This is a genomic window from Protofrankia sp. Cj3 (assembly GCF_917627355.1).
In the GTDB taxonomy this organism is placed as follows: Bacteria; Actinomycetota; Actinomycetes; order Frankiales; family Frankiaceae; genus Protofrankia.
Genome location: NZ_CAKJTR010000155.1, coordinates 2492 through 6889, shown reverse-complemented (window position 1 = coordinate 6889; position 4398 = coordinate 2492). Strand labels below are relative to the sequence as shown.

Below are 4398 nucleotides of genomic sequence, written 5' to 3'. Positions count from 1 at the left end.
CCTCAGCGGCCACCGCGGCCGCGGTCGGCGACTCCTTCGCGAGATCCGCGGCGGCCTCCGCGGTCGCGCCGGTCGGTCGCCGCCGGGGGATGAAGCGGCTGCCGCGGGCCCGCTCGGCCTCGCTCACCGCCTCCTGAGCGACGGTCATGGCCTCGACGAGCTCGATACGCGCCAGCGGTGCGTTGTCACCCTTGCGGGGCCCCAACTTCACGATGCGGGTGTAACCGCCGTCACGGTTGGCATAGCGTGGGCCGATCTCGGTGAACAGTACGTGCACGACGGACTTGTCGCGAACCACTCGCAGCACGCGGCGGCGCGAGTCCAGATCGCCGCGCTTGGCAAAGGTCACCAGCCGCTCGGCATACGGGCGGAGGCGCTTGGCCTTGGTCTCGGTCGTGGTGATGCCGCCGTGCTCGAACAGCGCGGTGGCGAGGTTGGCCAGCAACAGCCGCTCGTGTGCGGGACTGCCACCGAGCCGGGGGCCCTTGGTAGGCGTGGGCATGACAGTGCTCCTCGTTCCTTTCGGCGACCGCGCTCCAACAAGATACAACCGCGCCTCGCCGCGATCATCCGACCCCCGAGATCCGCGGTGGGCCGCCACTCAGGACGCCTGCCACGCCCCGGCCCGCCGCTTCGCGCCGAGCCGGGTACCTGGTTTCAGCGATCGAACAAAGCGAAGATCAATAAATGTCTAGTACTGCTCGGTCTCGACAAACTCCGCGCCGTCGTCAGCCGCGTCGCTGAACGACGTGTGATAGGTGTCGGTACCGTAGGTGTCCACGGCCTGCCGCGGGTCGAATCCGGGTGGGGAGTCCTTCAGCTGCAGCCCCATTCCGGCGAGCTTCGTCTTGACTTCGTCGATCGACTTCTGGCCGAAGTTGCGGATGTCGAGCAGGTCCGCCTCACTGCGGGAGACCAGTTCGCCGATCGTGTGGATGCCCTCACGCTTGAGGCAGTTGTAGGAACGGACCGTCAGATCCATCTCCTCGATCGGCAGTGCCAGGTCCGCGGCCAAGGCCGCGTCCGCGGCGGACGGGCCGATGTCAACACCCTCCGCCTCGGCGTTCAGCTCCTGCGCGAGACCGAACAGACCGACCAGCGTCTTGCCCGCGCTGGCCATCGCGTCCCGCGGGGAGATCGACTGCTTGGTCTCGACATCCACGATCAGTCGGTCGAAGTCGGTCCGCTGCTCGACACGGGTCGCCTCGACCTTGTAGGTGACCTTGAGGACCGGAGAGTAGATCGAGTCGACCGGGATCCGGCCGATCTCCTGGCCCGCCTGCTTGTTCTGGGTGGCGCTGACATAGCCACGCCCTCGCTCGACAGTCAGCTCGATCTCGAGCTTGCCCTTTTCGTTGAGAGTCGCCAGCTGCAGGTCCAAGCTGTGCACCTCGACACCGGTCGGCGGCGCGATGTCCGCCGCCGTGACCACCCCTGGGCCTTGCTTGCGCAGGTACATCACGGTCGGGTCGTCGTTCTCGGAGCTGACGACCAGTTCCTTGAGGTTCAGGATCAGGTCGGTGACGTCCTCTTTCACGCCTGGAACCGTGGAGAATTCGTGCAGCACCCCATCGATACGGATGCTGGTCACCGCCGCACCAGGGATAGAGGACAGCAAAGTACGGCGAAGCGAGTTGCCGAGGGTGTAGCCGAACCCCGGCTCAAGCGGTTCGATGACAAACCGGGAGCGGAACTCGGAGATCGGCTCCTCGGCCAGCGTCGGACGCTGTGCAATGAGCATCGTTGACATCCTTCCCAACGCGGCGACCGCCATATGACGCCGCGGCTTCGGCTCCAGACGGAGCCCGTGGGCGGGGCCTCCGTCCGCCCCACCCAGGTGGTACCTGCTTCGGTTCTGGCACAGACCGCGCTGAAAGCAGCACGACCGCAGCCGGTCCGACATCCCCGAGCCACCCCGTCACCCGTACGGCCAGGGCTCCCGCGGCGCTTGGACGCGCGGCGGGAGCCCTGGCCACAGCTCCGAGAGGGCTTCAGGAAAGCCGAAGTCTACGCTACTCGGAACTTCAGGCTACTTGGAGTACAGCTCAACGATCAGCTGCTCCTGGACCTGAGTGTCGATCACCTGGCGAGCCGGCAACGAGTGAACCAGCACCCGGAGCTGGCTCGGGATGACCTCCAGCCAGGCAGGGACGGTGCGCTGGCCGGCCGTCTCCCGGGCGATGATGAAGGGGGTCAGTTCACGTGCCTTGGGCGCGATCTCGACGATGTCGTTCTCGCTGACCCGGTAACTCGGGATGTCGACCTTGCCACCGTTCACCACGATGTGACCGTGCCGCACAGCCTGGCGGGCGGCGTCCCGGGACGGTGCGAAGCCAGCCCGGTAGACGACGTTGTCAAGCCTCGACTCAAGAATCTTCAGCAGCTCGTCGCCGGTCTTGCCGGTACGGCGGTTCGCCTCGTCGTAGTAGCCACGGAACTGCTTCTCGAGCACCCCGTAGATGCGCGCGCACTTCTGCTTCTCACGCTTCTGCAGCAGGTACTCGGAGTCCTTGGTGCGACCGCGGCCGTGCTCACCCGGAGGATACGGCCGGATCTCGATCGGGCACTTGGGCGACTCGCACTTGCTGCCCTTCAGGAACAGCTTCGTCTTCTCACGGCGGCACCGCTTGCAGTCCGCGCCGGTGTAGCGGGCCATGCTTGTCCTTCTCTCCTTTGCGACCGGGGACGGCGCGACCATGGTTTTCTTCGCGCGACCAGAGGCCGTGATGTGCCGTCAGACCCTACGTCGCTTGGGCGGCCGGCAACCGTTGTGAGGCGTGGGGGTCACATCCTGGATGGCGCCGACCTCGAGACCGGCCGCCTGCAGGGAGCGGATCGCCGTCTCCCGGCCCGAACCCGGACCCTTGACAAAAACGTCCACCTTGCGCATCCCGTGTTCCTGCGCCTTGCGGGCGGCGTTCTCCGCCGCCATCTGCGCGGCGAACGGAGTCGACTTACGGGAGCCCTTGAAACCGACGTGCCCGGCGCTTGCCCAGGAGATCACATTTCCGCTGGGGTCCGTGATCGACACGATCGTGTTGTTGAAAGTGCTCTTGATGTGGGCGTGGCCGTGCGCGACGTTCTTCTTCTCCTTGCGCCGGACCTTCTTGATCCCGGCGGCACGCGTCTTTGGCGGCATATGTGCTCGTGGTCTCCGTTTGCGAGGTCGTCGGTCAGTGCCCGGTAGCGGTGCCCAACAGCGGTCACACCGACCGGACGTCACTGACTACTTCTTACCGGCCTTCTTCTTGCCGGCGATGGCGCGGCGTGGACCCTTACGGGTACGCGCGTTGGTGTGGGTCCGCTGCCCGTGGACGGGAAGGTTCCGCCGGTGCCGCAGGCCCTGGTAGCAACCGATTTCCATCTTCCGGCGGATGTCCTGACGCACCTCCCGGTGCAGGTCACCCTCGACCCGGTAATTCGCGTCGATCCACTCCCGCAGCCTGACGACCTCCTCGTCAGCAAGGTCACGGACGCGCGTGTCCGGATTGACCCCGGTGGCGGCGAGAGTCTCCAGCGATCGGCTCCGGCCGATCCCGAAGATGTAGGTGAGAGCGACCTCGATCCGCTTCTCCCGCGGGAGGTCTACGCCTGAAAGGCGTGCCATACCAGGTATTTCCTTCCTGTACGGAGGTCTTGAGCGCCCCCATCCCGTGACGGCACGCTGTCCGTCGAGCCGGGCCCCGGCCTCCGACCGGGGGTGAGCGCCGCTTGATAGGCGGCACGGTGACGCTTTGGCGAACCCGTCCAGCGCCTCCACAGCCGGGAAAGATCATTCCCCGGCCAGCGGGCCAAGGCGTCAGCCCTGCCGCTGCTTGTGGCGCAGATTGTCACAGATGACCATTACTCGGCCATGACGACGGATCACTTTGCACTTGTCGCAGATCTTCTTGACGCTCGGCTTGACCTTCACGGCTGCACGAACCTCCTTGCGCAGCCGCTGGGGCGCGCGTGCGGATGACTGGGAGCCCTCGGCCTCCGGCGAGCAGTCTGAACAGCGACCGCATCGCCATCGGCCAGGCGAGTTTACTTGTAGCGGTAGACGATCCGGCCCCGGGACAGGTCGTACGGGGAAAGCTCGACGACCACCCGGTCCTCCGGAAGGATCCGGATGTAGTGCTGACGCATCTTGCCACTGATGTGGGCGAGAACGCGATGGCCGTTCTGGAGCTCGACCCGAAACATCGCGTTCGGGAGCGGCTCCACAACTCGGCCTTCGATCTCGATGGCCCCGTCCTTCTTCGGCATGTCCTCCGCTGTCCTACCCTCGGGTGTCCGACGGTGGACACAGGCGAACGCCCACTAACCGCCGGCCTCTAAGTGTACGTTGCCCATCCGTCAAGAGCCAACCTGGCTCCATCACGCGGCCACGGAGCCGGATCAGCGGCCATCCAAGAC

The 4398-nt window shown here is 65.9% G+C and carries 7 protein-coding genes; all 7 read right to left on the bottom strand.

The window, feature by feature from the left end; translation table 11 throughout:
• On the bottom strand, window positions 1-502 hold a 502-nt coding region (rplQ, locus tag MJ783_RS18000; RefSeq protein ID WP_239311804.1), incomplete at its 3' end, for a 50S ribosomal protein L17.
• A gap of 189 nt (window positions 503-691) precedes the next feature.
• Entirely contained in the window at window positions 692-1741 is a 1050-nt protein-coding gene (locus MJ783_RS17995) for a DNA-directed RNA polymerase subunit alpha (RefSeq protein WP_239311802.1), read from the bottom strand.
• 288 nt (window positions 1742-2029) lie between these two features.
• Complete coding sequence (gene rpsD / locus MJ783_RS17990; protein ID WP_239311800.1) at window positions 2030-2656, bottom strand: 30S ribosomal protein S4; 627 nt, start codon at window positions 2654-2656, stop codon at window positions 2030-2032.
• A 78-nt stretch (window positions 2657-2734) separates the two neighbouring features.
• Window positions 2735-3139 carry a 30S ribosomal protein S11 gene (gene rpsK, locus MJ783_RS17985; protein WP_013875088.1) on the bottom strand — a complete coding sequence of 135 codons (405 nt, stop codon included), beginning with the start codon at window positions 3137-3139 and terminating at the stop codon, window positions 2735-2737.
• Between the two features lie 87 nt (window positions 3140-3226).
• Window positions 3227-3607 (bottom strand): 30S ribosomal protein S13, encoded by a 381-nt coding sequence (rpsM, locus tag MJ783_RS17980; RefSeq protein WP_131748469.1) that lies wholly within the window; start codon window positions 3605-3607, stop codon window positions 3227-3229.
• A 192-nt stretch (window positions 3608-3799) separates the two neighbouring features.
• Complete coding sequence (rpmJ, locus tag MJ783_RS17975; RefSeq protein WP_003956441.1) at window positions 3800-3913, bottom strand: 50S ribosomal protein L36; 114 nt, start codon at window positions 3911-3913, stop codon at window positions 3800-3802.
• Between the two features lie 113 nt (window positions 3914-4026).
• Entirely contained in the window at window positions 4027-4248 is a 222-nt protein-coding gene (infA, locus tag MJ783_RS17970) for a translation initiation factor IF-1 (protein WP_006541558.1), read from the bottom strand.
• Window positions 4249-4398 lie beyond the last annotated feature (150 nt).